General features: G+C 71.4%; 13 protein-coding genes. 3 read left to right on the plus strand and 10 right to left on the minus strand.

The window, feature by feature from the left end; translation table 11 throughout:
• Positions 1 to 57: 57 nt before the first annotated feature.
• From ACWGJM_RS48210 to ACWGJM_RS48225, 4 genes are all read right to left on the minus strand, one after another.
• Complete coding sequence (locus ACWGJM_RS48210) at positions 58 to 858, minus strand: sugar phosphate isomerase/epimerase family protein (RefSeq protein WP_453418139.1); 801 nt, start codon at positions 856 to 858, stop codon at positions 58 to 60.
• A gap of 99 nt (positions 859 to 957) precedes the next feature.
• Positions 958 to 1,554, minus strand: coding sequence for a dihydrofolate reductase family protein (locus ACWGJM_RS48215; protein ID WP_453418140.1), 597 nt, complete (start codon positions 1,552 to 1,554; stop codon positions 958 to 960).
• Positions 1,555 to 1,611: 57 nt separating this feature from the next.
• Complete coding sequence (locus tag ACWGJM_RS48220; RefSeq protein ID WP_453418141.1) at positions 1,612 to 2,124, minus strand: hypothetical protein; 513 nt, start codon at positions 2,122 to 2,124, stop codon at positions 1,612 to 1,614.
• Between the two features lie 93 nt (positions 2,125 to 2,217).
• A complete protein-coding gene (locus tag ACWGJM_RS48225; protein WP_453418150.1) occupies positions 2,218 to 3,264 on the minus strand; it encodes a LacI family DNA-binding transcriptional regulator in 1,047 nt (348 codons plus the stop codon).
• Positions 3,265 to 3,519: 255 nt separating this feature from the next.
• Here ACWGJM_RS48225 and ACWGJM_RS48230 point away from each other — a divergent pair, with 255 nt between their 5' ends.
• From ACWGJM_RS48230 to ACWGJM_RS48240, 3 genes are read left to right on the plus strand one after another with little or no spacing between them, the layout of a single operon-like run.
• Positions 3,520 to 4,671 carry a Gfo/Idh/MocA family protein gene (locus ACWGJM_RS48230; RefSeq protein WP_453418142.1) on the plus strand — a complete coding sequence of 384 codons (1,152 nt, stop codon included), beginning with the start codon at positions 3,520 to 3,522 and terminating at the stop codon, positions 4,669 to 4,671.
• Positions 4,668 to 5,819, plus strand: coding sequence for a dihydrodipicolinate synthase family protein (locus ACWGJM_RS48235; protein ID WP_453418143.1), 1,152 nt, complete (start codon positions 4,668 to 4,670; stop codon positions 5,817 to 5,819). The genes ACWGJM_RS48230 and ACWGJM_RS48235 overlap by 4 nt, the downstream gene beginning before the upstream one ends.
• 38 nt (positions 5,820 to 5,857) lie before the next feature.
• A complete protein-coding gene (locus ACWGJM_RS48240) occupies positions 5,858 to 6,658 on the plus strand; it encodes a sugar phosphate isomerase/epimerase family protein (protein WP_453418151.1) in 801 nt (266 codons plus the stop codon).
• Positions 6,659 to 6,704: 46 nt separating this feature from the next.
• On the opposite strand, the gene ACWGJM_RS48245 is transcribed toward ACWGJM_RS48240, so the two are convergent.
• From ACWGJM_RS48245 to ACWGJM_RS48270, 6 genes are all read right to left on the minus strand, one after another.
• On the minus strand, positions 6,705 to 7,139 hold the full coding sequence (locus ACWGJM_RS48245) for a lamin tail domain-containing protein (RefSeq protein WP_453418144.1): 435 nt from the start codon (positions 7,137 to 7,139) through the stop codon (positions 6,705 to 6,707).
• A gap of 187 nt (positions 7,140 to 7,326) precedes the next feature.
• On the minus strand, positions 7,327 to 7,716 hold the full coding sequence (gene rbsD / locus ACWGJM_RS48250) for a D-ribose pyranase (protein WP_453418145.1): 390 nt from the start codon (positions 7,714 to 7,716) through the stop codon (positions 7,327 to 7,329).
• Entirely contained in the window at positions 7,713 to 8,702 is a 990-nt protein-coding gene (locus ACWGJM_RS48255; RefSeq protein ID WP_453418146.1) for a ribokinase, read from the minus strand. Before ACWGJM_RS48255 ends, rbsD begins: the two co-directional genes overlap by 4 nt.
• Positions 8,703 to 8,810: 108 nt before the next feature.
• Positions 8,811 to 10,760, minus strand: coding sequence for an ABC transporter permease/substrate-binding protein (locus ACWGJM_RS48260; protein WP_453418147.1), 1,950 nt, complete (start codon positions 10,758 to 10,760; stop codon positions 8,811 to 8,813).
• The gene (locus tag ACWGJM_RS48265; RefSeq protein WP_453418148.1) at positions 10,750 to 12,288 is read right to left on the minus strand and encodes a sugar ABC transporter ATP-binding protein; all 1,539 of its coding nucleotides are present in this window, start codon (positions 12,286 to 12,288) and stop codon (positions 10,750 to 10,752) included. Before ACWGJM_RS48265 ends, ACWGJM_RS48260 begins: the two co-directional genes overlap by 11 nt.
• Positions 12,285 to 13,394, minus strand: a complete 1,110-nt coding sequence (locus ACWGJM_RS48270; RefSeq protein WP_453418149.1) for a LacI family DNA-binding transcriptional regulator — start codon at positions 13,392 to 13,394, stop codon at positions 12,285 to 12,287. The genes ACWGJM_RS48265 and ACWGJM_RS48270 overlap by 4 nt, the downstream gene beginning before the upstream one ends.
• Between the last annotated feature and the right edge of the window lie 187 nt (positions 13,395 to 13,581).

The following is a 13,581-nucleotide window of genomic DNA, read 5'->3' on the forward strand; positions in this document are numbered from 1 at the left end:
GGCAACTACACAACCAGCGGCAACCTGACCCGCTCACTCCGCTGACCCGCGCACCTCCTACGCCGAATCGCTCAGCAGCCGCACCAGGTGCTCGCGGCCCGCGTCCAGCAGTTCGGGGAGCGGGGCGGCGGACTCGTACCACCGCTTCTCGTACTCCCAGCACAGCCAGCCGTCCCAGCCGTGCCGGGAGAGCACCTCCACGCACTCGGTGAGCGGCAGTACGCCGGTGCCGAGCGGTAGCGGGGTGGTGTCCTCGGCCGAGGCGATGTCCTTGACCTGGACGTATCCGAGGTGCGGGGAGAGTGCCGCGTACGTCTCGGAGGGCTGTTCGCCGCCCAGCCAGGTGTGCATCACGTCCCACAGCGCGCCGACCTGGCGGTGGCCGACGGGGCCGAGGATGCGGATCGCGTCGGCGCCGGTGCGGTGCGAGTCGTGGGTCTCCAGCAGGATCCGGACGCCGAGGGCGGCGGCGTCCTCGGCGGCGGTGCCCAGCCGCCGGGCGGCCGTGGCGTCCGCGTCGGCGGGGGACTGGTCGGGGGCGGCGCCCGGGAAGACCCGTACGAAGGGTGCCCCGAGGTCATGGGCGAGTCCGAGGAGTTGCCGGATCTCGCCGAGCACGGGTTCGTCCGCCCCGGGCGCAGCGACGCGCGCGTACCCGGCGAGTCCCAGGATCTCGACCCCGGACGACTTGAACGCGGCGGCCACGTCGGCCCGTTCGGCGGGGCCGAGGCCCGCGTGCACCGGTTCCTCCGGGTGCGCGCGCAGCTCGACGCCGTGGTAGCCGTGTTCGGCCGCGAGGGCCAGTACCTCCGGTACGGGCAGGCCGGGGACACCGAGGGTGGAGAACGCCAGCTTCATGGGGCGGACACTACCCCGCACCGCCCGTCACTCACCCGATCCGCGCAGATCGGCGATCCCCTGTTCGGCGGTCTCCTACTCGGCGATCCCGGCGATTCCCTATTCGGCGGGGGCGGGCCGGTAGACGTTCACCAGCGCTCCGGTCTTGGCGGTGGTCGTGGACACCAGCTCCAGCGTCCGCTTCCCCCCGTCCGCCGGGAAGATCGACTTGCCGCCGCCGAGGATCACCGGCATGACGACGAGCTGGAGTTCGTCGACCAGCCCCTCCTGGAGCAGGGCCCGGACCAGCGTGGGGCTCCCCATCATCGCCAGGTCGCCACCGTCGGCCGCCCGCAGCTCACGGACCCGGCCGAGGGCCTCGGCGACGGGGACCCGGACGGTGTTCTCCCAGGTCAGCTCCTCTTCCCCGAGGGTGTCGGAGACGACGTACTTGCGCATCGAGTTCAACCGGTCCGCGAACGGGTCCCCGGCCCGCTCCGGCCAGGCCGCCGCCATCGTCTGCCAGGTGCGCCGCCCGTACAGCAGCGCCTCCGCCTTCTCCAGCCCCGCGGCGAAGGTCCCCCCGATCACCTCCGGGTCGAAGAACGGGTGCGACCAGCCCCCGTGCGCGAACCCCCCGTCGGTGTCCTCCTCGGGCCCACCGGGCGCCTGCACGATGCCGTCCAGACTGATGAACTCGGTCACTACGACGCGCATGAGAATCACTCCTCCTGGTCTGTTCTTCAAGACCGCCCATGCCGGGCGGTTGCTCGGTCACGGCAAGGAAGACCCCAGCGGCGACGAAAACTCATCGCCCGGGTCATCCCCGTCACCGACCCGCACAGCCACCGCCCCGACCCCGGCCGCCCGAAACCTGCGCGCGAGCCATTCCGTCTCGGGCAGGGTCCCGCCGTACTCCCCGCTCAGGATGCGCTCCAGTATGTCCCTGGCATCGGCGAGCGGACCCCCAGCGCCGTCCGCAGCACCCGCATGACCGTCACCCGCGGCCACCCGCGCCATCCGCGCCACCCACGCCACCGGTCCCCCAGGGGCCTGTCCCAGCCGCAGCACCGTCCGCCCGTGCTCCGCGAGCATGCGCTCCCGCAGCGGTGCCGGCAACTCGCGGCCGCAGACGGCCGCCGCGCTCCCGCAGTTCCGGCACACCACCTCGGTGTCGCATCGCAAGGAATCGCCCACCAGCGCCTGGACGCCGTGCCACGCGGCCTCGCCCGCGCAGTCCACGCAGTCCACGCAGGGAACGGCCGCCTCCAGCTGTTCGAGGATCACTCCGCCTCCGCACCGCCGCCGGGTGCCGGCCGGGCCCGGCGGCACCCTCACGCCCCCGCGTCAATCCCGCGTCAATCCCGCGTCAATCCCGCGTCAATCCCGCGGCACCGCCGTGGACCCCCGCACCATCAGTTCCCCCCGAACCGTCGCGATCCCCCCGGGAGGCGGCTCCTCCCGTCCCATGGCGATGCGGCCGGCCCGCGCGCCCGCCTCCGCGAGCGGCAGCCGCACCGTCGTGAGGGCGGGTACCGCGTCGATGCTGAACGGCAGGTCGTCGAACCCGGCGACCGACACGTCGGCGGGGATCCGCAGCCCGGAGTCCCGCAGGGCCGCGCAGGCACCGAGGGCGACGGAGTCGTTGGCGGCGACGACGGCGGTGAGGGAGGGGTCGCGGCGCAGCAGTTCGAGCGTCGCCTCGTAGCCGGAGCGCCGGTCGTAGCGGCCGTGCACCGTCCAGCGAGGGTCCTCCTCGATGCCGGCCGCGGCCAGTGCCTCGCGGTGGCCCTCGAGCCGGTGCCGGGTGGTGGTGCGTTCCTCGGGGCCCGCGATGTAGCCGAGCCGGCGATGGCCGAGGCCGATGAGGTGTTCGGTCAGCTGCCGGCCGCCGCCGCGGTTGTCGAAGGTGAGCGCGATGGCCTGGGTGTCGGGCGCCGGCGGGCGTCCGCACAGCACGACCCTGGTCCCGGCCTCCGTGAGCTTGCGCAGCTTCACGGCCACCGCCGCCGCGTGCGGCGCCTCCTCCACCGCGCCGCCGGTGAGCACCACGGCCGCGGCGCGCTGCCGCTGGAGCAGGGTCAGGTAGGTCAGTTCGCGCTCGGGGGAGCCGCCGGTGTTGCAGACGACGGCCAGCCGCTCCCCGCCGGCCCGTCCGCCGGGGCCGCCGATCTCCCCCTGGATCGCGCCGGCCATGATGCCGAAGAAGGGGTCCGCTATGTCGTTGACGAGGATGCCGACGAGGTCGGAGGTCGCCGCCGCCAGGGCGCTGGCGGGGCCGTTGAGGACGTAGTCCAGCTCGTCCACGGCCCGCAGTACCCGCTCCCGTGTCGATGCGGCCACGGGGTAGTTGCCGTTCAGCACGCGCGACACCGTCGCGGGCGAGACCTGGGCGCGGGCCGCCACGTCCGCCAGGGTCACCGTCATCTCGTCGTCCTCCGGTCGCGCATATCGTCGTACGTCCTCGTAGACAGGCCATCCCACGGACACGGTTCCGTGAAGTGCCGAGCAGACCATAAGGCCAACGGACGCGTTTGTTCGCCCCCTCGAACAAGTAGGAGTGGACCAGGCCTTGTCCGGAGCCCCGGTCAGAGGCTAGCTTCTCATTGGATAGAAAGCGCTTGCTGTACTTGCTTGCTGTACTGCTTACCGGGGCGCCCGGCGCCCATGAAGGGGACTGACGTGACACGCAAGACGGTGCGTATCGCCATGAACGGCGTCACCGGGCGCATGGGCTACCGCCAGCACCTCGTCCGATCGATCCTCGCCCTGCGTGAGCAGGGCGGCCTCGACCTCGGTGACGGCACCGTGCTGTGGCCGGAGCCGGTCCTGGTCGGCCGCCGTGAACACGCCCTGCGGGAGATCGCCGAACGGCACGGCCTGGAGCACGTCTCCACGGACGTGGACGCGGTCCTCGCCGACCCGGACGTGGACATCTACTTCGATTCCCAGGTCACCTCCGCCCGCGAGGAGTCGCTCAAGAAGGCGATCGCCGCGGGCAAGCACGTCTACACCGAGAAGCCCACCGCCACCGGCCTCGACGGCGCCCTGGAACTCGCCCGGCTCGCGCACGCCGCCGGCATCAAGCACGGCGTCGTGCAGGACAAGATCTTCCTGCCCGGCCTGCTGAAGCTGAAGCGGCTCATCGACGGCGGGTTCTTCGGACGGATCCTCTCCATCCGCGGGGAGTTCGGCTACTGGGTGTTCGAGGGCGACTGGCAGCCGGCCCAGCGCCCCTCCTGGAACTACCGTGCCGAGGACGGCGGCGGCATCGTCGTCGACATGTTCCCGCACTGGGAGTACGTGCTCCACGAGCTGTTCGGCCGAGTGAAGTCCGTCCAGGCCCTCGCCGCCACCCACATCCCGCAGCGCTGGGACGAGAACGGCAAGCCCTATGACGCCACCGCCGACGACGCCGCCTACGGCATCTTCGAGCTCGAGGGCGGCGCCATCGCCCAGATCAACTCCTCCTGGGCGGTCCGCGTCAACCGCGACGAGCTGGTGGAGTTCCAGGTGGACGGTACGGAAGGGTCGGCTGTCGCCGGGCTGCGCAAGTGCCGTGCGCAGCACAGGAGCGCGACCCCCAAGCCGGTCTGGAACCCCGACATCCCCGCCACCGAGGTCTTCCGTGAGCAGTGGCAGGAGGTCCCGGACAACGCCGAGTTCGACAACGGCTTCAAGGCCCAGTGGGAGCTGTTCCTCAGGCACGTCTACGCCGACGCCCCCTACCACTGGGACCTCCTCGCCGGCGCCCGTGGCGTCCAGCTGGCCGAGCTGGGCCTGAAGTCGTCGGCCGAGGGCCGCCGTATCGACGTACCGGAGATCGCGCTGTGACCATCCGACTGCCCGACATCCACGGGGGCCTGAGGACCTACGAGCCGCGCACCGAGCCGCTTGCCCTCGCCCCCGGCACCCCCCTCACCTCCCGTATGGTCTTCTCGGCGGCGCACGTGGTCGCCGACCCGTATGCCGACGTGTCCCCCGACTCGCCCGCCGCCGTCGACTGGGACGCCACCCTCGCCTTCCGCCGCCACCTGTGGTCGCACGGGCTTGGCGTCGCCGAGGCGATGGACACCGCCCAGCGCGGGATGGGCCTCGACTGGGCGGGCGCCGCCGAGCTGATCCGCCGGTCCGCGGCGGAGGCCCGCAGCGTCGGCGGCCGGATCGCCTGCGGGGTCGGCACCGACCAGATCACCGGCGGGTCTCTCGTGGAGATCCGCACGGCGTACGAGGAGCAGCTCGCCCTCGTCGAGCAGTCCGGCGCGCAGGCGATCCTGATGGCCTCCCGCGCCCTCGCGGCCGCGGCACAGGGCCCCGAGGACTACCTGGAGGTCTACGGCCACCTCCTGCGCCAGTCCGCCGAACCGGTCGTCCTGCACTGGCTCGGCCCGATGTTCGACCCGGCGCTGGAGGGTTACTGGGGCTCCTCCGACCTGGACGCCGCCACCGACACCTTCCTGGAGGCCATCGCCGCCCACCCGGACAAGGTCGACGGCGTCAAGATCTCCCTCCTGGACGCCCAGCGCGAGATCGACCTGCGCCGCCGCCTCCCGCAGGGCGTGCGCTGCTACACCGGCGACGACTTCAACTACCCCGAGCTGATCGCAGGCGACGCGAAGGGCTTCAGCCACGCCCTGCTCGGCATCTTCGACCCGCTGGGCCCGCTCGCGGCCGAGGCGGTACGGGTACTGGACACCGGGGACACGGCAGGCTTCCGCGCCCTCCTCGACCCCACGGTGGAGCTGTCCCGCCACCTCTTCCAGACCCCCACCCGCTTCTACAAGACCGGGGTCGTCTTCCTGGCCTGGCTCGCCGGCCACCAGACGCACTTCACGATGGTCGGCGGCCTCCAGTCGGCCCGCTCCCTCCCGCACTTCGCCCGCGCCTACGAACTCGCCGACGGACTGGGCCTGTTCCCGGACCCGAAGCTGGCCGAGGAGCGGATGAAGAACCTGCTGTCGCTGTACGGGGTGAACCAGTGACCACGACGAACGGCCTCGAGCGCTTCTCCATCAACCAGATGACGGTCAAGCAGCTGTCGATGCCCGAACTCGCCGACGCCTGCCGCGACCTGGGCGTCACCAACGTCGGCCTGTGGCGCGAGCCGGTGCGGACGCACGGCCTGGAGGCGACGGCGAAACTGGTCCGCGACGCGGGCCTCACCGTCACGACCCTGTGCCGGGGCGGGTTCTTCACGGCGATCGACCCGGAGGAGCGTGTGGCGGCCCTGGCCGACAACCGCCGCGCCGTCGACGAGGCCGCGACCCTCGGCACCGAGGTACTGGTCCTGGTCTCCGGGGGCCTGCCCGCCGGCTCCAAGGACCTGCACGGCGCCCGCGAGCGCATCGCGGACGCCCTCGCCGAGCTGGGGCCGTACGCCGAGGACCACGGAGTGAGGCTGGCCATCGAGCCCCTCCACCCCATGTACGCCTCGGACCGCTGCGTGGTCTCCACCCTCGCCCAGGCCCTCGACCTCGCGGAACGCTTCCCCGCCCACCAGGTCGGCGTGACCGTCGACACCTACCACATCTGGTGGGACGACACCGCCCCCGAGCAGATCGCCCGCGCGGGCGCGGGCGGCCGCATCCACACCTTCCAGCTCGCCGACTGGACCACCCCCCTGCCCGAGGGCGTGCTCAACGGGCGCGGCCAGATCGGGGACGGCGCGATCGACATGCGGGAGTGGAAGGGCTACGTGGAGGCGGCCGGCTACACCGGGCCCATCGAAGTGGAGCTGTTCAACGACGGGTTGTGGGCGCGGGACGGGCGGGAGGTGCTGGCCGAGACCGCGGCCCGGTTCGTGGAACACGTCGTGGGATGACGGCCGAGGGGCCCTCGCCGGAGCGGGGACCCCTCGGCATCGGCGATCAGCTCTCGTTGTGGCAGTTGTACGGGTTGGGGTCGTCGAAGTCGTTGCCGGCGAAGCAGGTCCGGAAGTCGTAGCCGTTGGGCTTGAACAGGAACGCCATGTCGTGGGTGTTGTTCCAGATGTAGTTGCCGCTGCCCCAGTACAGGTGACCGGCGGTGTTGGTGCCCCGGCCGGTGTGCAGCTTGACCGTCTTGCCCGCGCCGATCTTGTACGACGGGAAGACGTAGCGGTGCCCCGCCGCATCCTCGACCGACCAGCCCTTGAGCTGCACCGCGGCGGATGTGCCGTTGTGGATGTTGATCCACTCGTTGTTCAGGCTCGTGTTGGAGCGGGTGTCGCTGCCGGGGCTGTCGTACTGCCATCCGCCGAAGTGAACGGTCCTCGGATCGGTGGCGGCGGAGGCCGGGGTGGCGGCGATGGTGGCGGCGGCCATGGCGGAAAAAAATCTTGAGAAGCGGTGCAACCCTCCTCGTCCCTGCGGTGTCGTACATGGCGTCAGGGCTTCTGGTGGGGGACCCGGGGGGGATCGCGGAGGCTCTGACACGGAGGGGAAACGCCGAGGGGCCCTGTCGACGAGACCGGGCCCCTCGAAGCTTCTCGTACCCCTGGCGCAGGGTCTGTCAGAAGAACACCCCGCACCGCAGCAGCACGTTCGCGTACGGCCGGGCCTCCCCCGTGCGTACGACCAGACGTGCCCCCGCCGACAGTTCCTTCAGCCGCTCGTGCGGGACCACGGCCAGGTCGGGGAAGTGCCCGTCCAGCAGGGACGCGGCCGCGGGATTGGCCTCCCGCACCTCCGTCGCCGCGGTCGCGCCCTCCACCACCAGCTCGGCCAGCAGGCCGTCCAGCACCTCGGCGAAGGACGGCACACCGGCGCGGAAGGCGAGGTCCACGACCCGGGGGCCGTCGGGTATCGGCATCCCCGCGTCGCACACGAGTACGCCGTGCCCATGGCCCAGCTCGGCGATCGCCCCGGCGAGGTGACGGTTGAGAATGCCCGCCCGCTTCACAGTGACCCACCTCGCACAGCTTCACCGGCGGCGCTGTCCGGCCCTCTGCCGGGGGTCCGGGGGTTGTCCCCCGGATCGGCACAGCACAGGGCGTCGACCTCCTGCGCCGTCGGGAACGACTCCTGCGCGCCCCGCTTCGTCACGGCGGCCGCCCCGACCCGGGCGGCGTAGGCCGCCGCCTGAGCAAGAGAGGCCCCCGACCCCAGCCGCCAGGCCAGCGCCGCGGTGAACGCGTCGCCGGCGCCCGTGGTGTCCACGGCGTCCACCTTCACCGACGCGACCGGCGTGACGGCCTCCGCCGAAGCCACCAGCGCGCCCTCCGCGCCCAGCGTGACCACCACCGACCGCGGACCCTTCGCCAGCAGCAGCCGGGCCCAGTCCGCCGGCTCCTCGCTCACACACGCCTCACCCAGGATCACCCTCGCCTCGTGCTCGTTCACGATCAGCGGATCGCAGGCCGCCAGCACCTCCGGCGGGAGCGGGCGCGGCGGGGAGGGGTTGAGGACGAAACGGCTGCCCGCGGGCAGGTTCCGTACGACCTCCACGACCGTCTCCAGCGGGATCTCCAACTGCGCCGAGACCACCCGGGAGGCATGGAAGAGGCTGCTCGCGGCCCGTACGTCCGCGGGCGTCAGACGGCCGTTGGCGCCCGGCGAGACCACGATGCTGTTGTCCCCGGACGGGTCCACCGTGATCAGCGCGACCCCGGTCGGCGCGCCGCCCACCAGCACGCCCACCGTGTCCGCACCGGCCGCCCGCTGCGAGTCGAGCAGCAGCCGGCCGTGCGCGTCGTCGCCGACCCGGGCCAGCAGGGCCGTACGGGCCCCGAGCCGGGCGGCCGCGACCGCCTGGTTGGCGCCCTTGCCGCCCGGGTGGACGGCCAGATCACCGCCGAGCACCGTCTCGCCGGCGCCGGGGCGCCGCTCGACGTCGATCACCAGGTCGGCGTTGGCCGATCCCACGACCAGGAGGTCGTAGTCGTACATGAAATGAACTCCCCTGAGAGATGACACCCGTTGGCGGATGACACCCATTGACGGATGACACCCATTGACGGATGACACCCGTTGACGGATGTCATCCGTTGGCGGATGTCAGCCGCCGAACCCGGCCACGTTCTCCTTCGTGACCACCTTCACCGGCACCTTCACCGTCGCCGCGACCTTCTTGCCCTGGACGGCACGCAGCGCGTTGTCCACCGCGATCTTCCCGAGCTGGGTGGGCTGCTGCGCCACGGACGCGTACAACGTGCCGTTCTTCACAGCGGTCAGGCCGTCCGGGGTGCCGTCGAAGCCGACGACCTGGACCGACTTGCCGGCCTTGGAACCCAGCGCCTTCACGGCACCGAGGGCCATCTCGTCGTTGGCGGCGATGACGCCCTGGACGTCCGGGTGGGCCTGGAGCAGGTTCGACATCACGTCGAGGCCCTTGGTGCGGTCGAAGTCGGCGGGCTGCTGGGCCAGCACCTGGATGCCCGGGTAGGCCTTCAGCCCCTTGGCGAATCCTTCCGCCCGCTCCCGGGCGGCGGAGGTGCCCGCCTGACCCTGAAGAATCACGATCTTGCCCTTGCCGCCGAGCTTCTCGGCGATCGTCCGGCCGGCGAGCTCACCGCCGGCGACGTTGTCGGAGGCCACCAGGGCGTCCACCGAGGCCTTGTTGACGCCCCGGTCGACCGCGATGACCGGGATCTTCGCCTGGTCGGCGGCCTTGACGGAGTTGCTCGCGGCATCCGAGTCCACCGGGTTGACGATGATCGCGCCCAGGCTCGAACTGGTGAAGTTCTGCAACTGGTTGGCCTGCTGGGAGGCGTCGTTCTGGGCGTCCGTGACGGTCAGGCCCACGCCCAGCTTCTTCGCCTCGGCCTGCGCGCCCGCCCGGATCTGCACGAAGAAGGGGTTGTTGAGGGTGGACAGGGACAGGCCCATCTTCGGGCTGGTCGTCGCCGAGGAACCGTTGTGCAGGAAGGAGGTCGCGCCGACCAGCGCCACGGTGACCACCGCCGCGAGTGCGTACGTCCCCGCCTGCTTGCCCTTGGCACCGCCCGTGCCGGCGGCCACCGGGGTCGCACCGGCCTTGCGCCGCAGCGTGTCCAGCAGCACCGCCAGCGCGATGACGACACCGATGACGACCTGCTGCCAGAAGGCGGAGACGTTCAGAAGGTTCAGGCCGTTGCGCAGCACCGCAAGGATCAGCGCGCCGATCAGGGTCCCGGACGCCTTGCCCGTACCGCCCGCCAGCGAGGCCCCGCCGATCACCACCGCGGCGATCGCGTCCAGCTCGTAGCCGTCGGCGGCCTGCGGCTGCGCGGAGGAGAGACGGGCGGCGAGCACGACGCCGGCGACCGCCGCGAACAGGCCGGAGAAGGCGTAGATCGCGAGCTTCTGCTTCTTGACGCGCAGGCCGGAGAGACGGGCGGCCTCCTCGTTGCCACCGATCGCGTACATGGAGCGGCCGATGTACGTCCGGCCGAGCACGAAGGCCGCGATCAGGCCCATGACCACCATGACCAGCACCGGCACGGGCAGCCAGCCGCCGAGCGTGTCGCCGAGGTGGGAGACCGAGTCCGGGAACGGAATCGGGGAGCCCTCGGAGATCACCAGCGACAGACCACGGGCCACCGACAGCATGGCGAGCGTCGCGATGAAGGGCGGCAGCTTCCCGTAAGCGATCAGGAAGCCGTTCACGAGGCCTGCGGCTATACCGGTGGCGACGGACAGCGCGACCGCCAGGACGACCGGTACGCCGTGCGAAGTCGCGCTCCACGCGAGGACGGTGGCCGACAGCGCCGCCACCGACCCGACCGACAGGTCGATCCCCGCCGAGACGATCACGAAGGTCACACCGAAGGCGAGGACGGCGGTCACGGCCGCCTGCACGCCCACGTTCAGCAGGTTGGCGGTGGTCAGGAAGTCCCCGGAGAGCGCCGACAGGGCGATGACCAGGACGATCAGCGCGGTGAGCGCGCCGTTGTCGAGAAGCAGACGGCGCAGGCCGCTCGTGGCGCCACCGGCGCCCGTTGTGCTCTTGAGCGTGTCAGTGGCCACGGCTGGCCTCCGTTTCCGTGGTGGGGTTGCTGACGGCGGTGGGGTTGTTGACGGCGAGCGCCATGACGGCGTCCTGGGAGGCTTCCTCGGCCGCGAGTTCGCCCGCGATCCGGCCCTGGGCCATCACCAGCACCCGGTCGCTCATGCCGAGGACCTCGGGCAGGTCGCTGGAGATCATCAGGACGGCGGCACCGGCGGCCGTCAGCTCATTGATGAGCTGGTAGATCTCGACCTTGGCGCCGACGTCGATGCCGCGCGTCGGCTCGTCGAGGATCAGCACCTTGGTGTCGGCGAGCAGCCACTTGCCGATGACGACCTTCTGCTGGTTGCCGCCGGACAGGGTCCGTACGTGCTGCTCGAGTCCGGCCATCCGCACACCCAGCTGCCCGGCGATCCGCTCGGCCGCCGCGTGCTGCGCCTTGCGGTCGACCAGCCCGGCCCGGGTCGCGGCCCGCATGGTCACCAGGCCGAGGTTCTCCGCCACGGAGGCGTCGAGCACCAGCCCCTGGCCCTTGCGGTCCTCGGGCACGAGCCCGATCCCGGCGGCCATGGCGGCGCCCACGTCGTGCCGGCGCAGTCCGGCCCCCGCGACCTTCACGGAGCCCTGGTCGTACGGGTCGGCGCCGAACACGGCCCGTACGACCTCCGTACGGCCCGCGCCGACCAGCCCCGCGACGCCGACAACCTCACCGGCGCGCACCTCGAAGCTCACGTCGTGGAAGACACCGTCCCGGGTCAGCCCCTCGACGGCGAGCAACGCGGCGCCCTGCTCGGGCCGTTCACGCGGATACTGCTGCTCGATGGACCGCCCCACCATGAGTCGTACGAGCTCGTCCTCGGGCGTGTCGGCCGGGACCTGCCCGACGGACCTGCCGTCACGGATGACGCTGACCCGGTCGCCGAGCTCGGCGATCTCCTCCAGATGGTGGGTGATGAAGACGATCCCGACCCCGTCCTCGCGCAGCCTGCGCACGATGGCGAAGAGCTTCTCGACCTCCTCGGAGGTGAGCACGGCGGTCGGCTCGTCCATGATGAGCACGCGCGCGTCCAGACTGAGGGCCTTGGCGATCTCGACCATCTGGAGGCGGGCGATGCCGAGTTCACGGACACGCGCGCGTGGCGACACGTTCACGCCCACGCGCGCGAGCAGGACCTTGGCGTCGGCCTCCATCCTCTTCCGGTCGATGACCCCCAGACGGCGCGGCTGGCGGCCCAGGAAGATGTTCTCGGCGACCGTCAGATCGGGTACGAGGTTGAACTCCTGGTAGATGGTGGCGATCCCGAGGCGCTCGGAGTCCTGCGCACCGTGGATGCGCACCTCCTCGCCGCCGACCAGGATCCGCCCGGCATCGGGTGTGTAGGCACCGGAGAGCATCTTGATGAGGGTGCTCTTGCCCGCGCCGTTCTCACCGAGCAGCACATGCACCTCGCCCCGGCGCAGATCGAAGTCGACGCCGTCCAGCGCGACCACGCCCGGGAAGGTCTTCCGTATGCCCTCGATGCGCAGCAACTCGTCCGGGTCGCTCACGACGTGCTCCTTTGCACTGGGGAGGGGGACTGAAGGGGGGAAGAGGATTCGATCGGGGAAGGGGATTCGATCGGCGAAGGGGATTCGACCGGCGAAGGGGATTCGACCGGGGAGGGAGGCTCGCCGCACGAGCGGCGTACGACGAGACGGGCGGAGAAGGTGGCGGACGCGGGGGGCCGTCCCTCGATGCGGTCGACCAGGGCCCGTACGGCGGCCCGGCCCAGCTCGCCCGTCGGCTGGGCGATCGCCGTGACCGGCGGATCGGTGTGCACGAACCACGGGATGTCGTCGAACGCGGCCAGCGCGACGTCATCCGGCACGCGCAGCCCGCGCGCGCGGATCGCGTCCAGTGCGCCCAGGGCCATCAGGTTGTCGGCGGCGAACACGACCTCGGGCGGCTCCGGGAGATCCAGGAACCCCTCGGTGACCCGCCGCCCGCTCTCGGCCTGGAAGTCGCCCTGGCCCGTGTAGGCGTCCGGGAGGGGAAGCCCGTACTCGGCCATGGCGGCCCTGAAGGCCTCGACGCGCTCACTGCCGGTGGTCGTGGCCGCGGGGCCCGCGATGATCGCGAGCCGCCGGTGCCCCAGCCCGTGCAGATGCGCGACGAGATCCCGGATGGCCGCCCGCCCGTCGGCCCGTACGACGGGCACGTCCACGCCCGGGATCCACCGGTCCACGAAGACCATCGGCGTCCCCCCGCACGCGGCATCCAGCATCAGCGGGGAGCCGCCGTCGGTGGGGGAGAGGAGGAGGCCGTCGATACGCCGGTCAAGGAGCGTCCGTACGTGATGGTCCTGAAGATCGGGCCGCTCGTCGGCGTTGCCGATGATGACGCTGTAGCCGAGCGCACGGGCCTCCTCCTCGACGGAGCGGGCCAGTTCGGTGAAGTACGGGTTCATCACATCGCTGATGACCAGGCCGAGGGTGCGGGTCTGGTCGGTGCGCAGCGAACGGGCGACGACGTTCGGGCGGTAGCCCAGCGTCTCGACGGCGGCCAGCACGCGCGTGCGTGCGTCGTCGCTGACCGACGGGTGGTCGTTCAGCACCCGCGACACCGTGGCGACGGACACACCCGCCTCGGCGGCGACATCCTTGATGCTCGCCATCGCCGGCTCCACCTCCTTGTGGCTCCTTGCGGACCCCGTGGAATCGTTTACATGGGGCTGTAGGGAGGATTGGAATCGATTACATGAGGTGGAGACAAGGGGGTGGGGGTGGCCGAAATCTAATCGTGACCGGAGTGGGGGGTGAGCGGGGAGGGTGGGTGAGGTTGCCGCTGGTTGTGTGGTGGCG

This window comes from Streptomyces sp. NPDC054834 (assembly GCF_053611185.1).

Bases quoted from the DNA above. Each gene is read 5' to 3' on its own strand.
- ACWGJM_RS48210 (WP_453418139.1), bottom strand. From the start codon at position 858: ATGAAGCTGGCGTTCTCCACCCTCGGTGTCCCCGGCCTGCCCGTACCG.
- ACWGJM_RS48215 (WP_453418140.1), bottom strand. From the start codon at position 1,554: ATGCGCGTCGTAGTGACCGAGTTCATCAGTCTGGACGGCATCGTGCAG.
- ACWGJM_RS48225 (WP_453418150.1), bottom strand. From the start codon at position 3,264: ATGACGGTGACCCTGGCGGACGTGGCGGCCCGCGCCCAGGTCTCGCCC.
- ACWGJM_RS48240 (WP_453418151.1), top strand. From the start codon at position 5,858: ATGACGGTCAAGCAGCTGTCGATGCCCGAACTCGCCGACGCCTGCCGC.
- ACWGJM_RS48245 (WP_453418144.1), bottom strand. From the start codon at position 7,139: ATGGCCGCCGCCACCATCGCCGCCACCCCGGCCTCCGCCGCCACCGAT.
- ACWGJM_RS48255 (WP_453418146.1), bottom strand. From the start codon at position 8,702: ATGTACGACTACGACCTCCTGGTCGTGGGATCGGCCAACGCCGACCTG.
- ACWGJM_RS48270 (WP_453418149.1), bottom strand. From the start codon at position 13,394: ATGGCGAGCATCAAGGATGTCGCCGCCGAGGCGGGTGTGTCCGTCGCC.